This window comes from Acinetobacter sp. P8-3-8 (genome assembly GCF_000214135.1).
Lineage (GTDB): Bacteria > Pseudomonadota > Gammaproteobacteria > Pseudomonadales > Moraxellaceae > Acinetobacter.
The window spans coordinates 1-1,297 of the sequence record NZ_AFIE01000125.1 but is presented as its reverse complement, the minus strand read 5'-3'; the positions used below and the strand labels follow the sequence as shown (position 1 = coordinate 1,297).

Genomic DNA, 1,297 nt, shown 5'->3' with positions numbered 1-1,297 from the left:
TTCATCTAACCCACCCTGTGTGGGTTTTCATTTACCTGTAACACCTAAAACTTATAATCAACACCAAGGTTAATGAAGGATAACCTGTAATAACTAAGTTTGACCTATCTCGCCCTGCTATATGCAGGGTTTTCTTTTGTCTATTAAAACATAAAATATTCAAATAATATCGAAATAAAAATAAAAATATCGGATTACCTATTGACTAACAATATCGGAAGTGCGATATTTATATCACACCCACTCACCAGAGATAAAAAATGGAAATTCAAAATTTACGCTTACAACTCCTTCAGCTTTCAGGCGGTCAAGTTGAACACGCTCAAGCAATGGAGAAATACGTTTTGGAAGGTACTGGCTTAAATCAGCAAATGGGCGAAGCGGTAAACGGTGAAAAAGATGAAAAATGTAATTGTTTGCTTTGCCAACTCAGAACCGCAATTGAAAGTAATTCTTAATAAAAAAGCACACCGACCTCGAAACCAGTGTGCTTTCCCAAACAACAGGTGAATTATGAAACAAACACATCTTAAAAGTCAAACGACTCAATATTTAAATCAGCCTCCAACGGCTGAAAACACTATCCAGTATCGAAACTCAGGCTTGGCTATCCCTTCAATCCTAGTATTGATTCTCTTAGCAATGCTTGCAGGCGGTGTTTTTAGTTGTTCAGGTTATCAAAGTGCAACGGCTAAAGTGGGGGTTAAATGATGAGTCGCTTAACTAAATATTTACGTGAAGCAATGCTTGAAACGATTCTTTCACATGCATTTGATGCAAAACAAAAAAATGCTAAACAGCAAAAAATCATTGCTGGTGAAAAAGTTTATCAAGACATTTATGGTTCACATCTTATTGCAATGGAAAGCTTACCAAAAGGATTCTTACCTAAAAGCCCAGCTTTTTATGTAGCAATTTCAGGTCAAATGCATACCGTTCAGTGTTCTGAAAATCGCTTAATTGGTAAAGGTCACTACGATAAATGGAGTGATAGAGCAAAGCTATATGTAGGTGATGAGAGAGTTGCTATCGAGTTTCAAAAAGCTGTTGAGCTTTGTAATGACTTGGAATCTCAGCGCAAATCCATGTCTCGTGAAATTAGCCCAGTTCTTGAAAGTGTTCATACATTTAAAAAACTATGGGAAGTATGGCCTGAATCAAAATCACTTCTTGAAAAGTTTGAAACAAAACCATCTATTGCGATTCTTCCTGCTGTTCAAGTGAATAAGCTGAATGTGGCTTTGGGATTGCCTGTTTCGGAAGTCAAGGAGCCACAACAATGAATATGCTTTCTAAC

3 protein-coding genes are annotated in these 1,297 nt (G+C 36.9%); all 3 read left to right on the top strand.

The features are described 5' to 3' along the window. Positions 1–260: 260 nt before the first annotated feature. Genes GGG_RS0118875 through GGG_RS0118865 form a run of 3 tightly spaced genes read left to right on the top strand, consistent with a single transcriptional unit; the run spans position 261 to position 1,283 of the window. The gene (locus tag GGG_RS0118875; protein ID WP_010117939.1) at positions 261–458 is read left to right on the top strand and encodes a hypothetical protein; all 198 of its coding nucleotides are present in this window, start codon (positions 261–263) and stop codon (positions 456–458) included. 55 nt (positions 459–513) lie between these two features. Further along, complete coding sequence (locus GGG_RS0118870; protein ID WP_010117938.1) at positions 514–711, top strand: hypothetical protein; 198 nt, start codon at positions 514–516, stop codon at positions 709–711. Next, positions 711–1,283: an Nmad5 family putative nucleotide modification protein gene (locus GGG_RS0118865; protein WP_010117936.1), complete on the top strand. Its 573-nt coding sequence runs from the start codon at positions 711–713 to the stop codon at positions 1,281–1,283. Before GGG_RS0118870 ends, GGG_RS0118865 begins: the two co-directional genes overlap by 1 nt. Positions 1,284–1,297: the final 14 nt, after the last annotated feature.

Bases quoted from the DNA above. Each gene is read 5' to 3' on its own strand.
- GGG_RS0118875 (WP_010117939.1), top strand. From the start codon at position 261: ATGGAAATTCAAAATTTACGCTTACAACTCCTTCAGCTTTCAGGCGGT.
- GGG_RS0118870 (WP_010117938.1), top strand. From the start codon at position 514: ATGAAACAAACACATCTTAAAAGTCAAACGACTCAATATTTAAATCAG.
- GGG_RS0118865 (WP_010117936.1), top strand. From the start codon at position 711: ATGAGTCGCTTAACTAAATATTTACGTGAAGCAATGCTTGAAACGATT.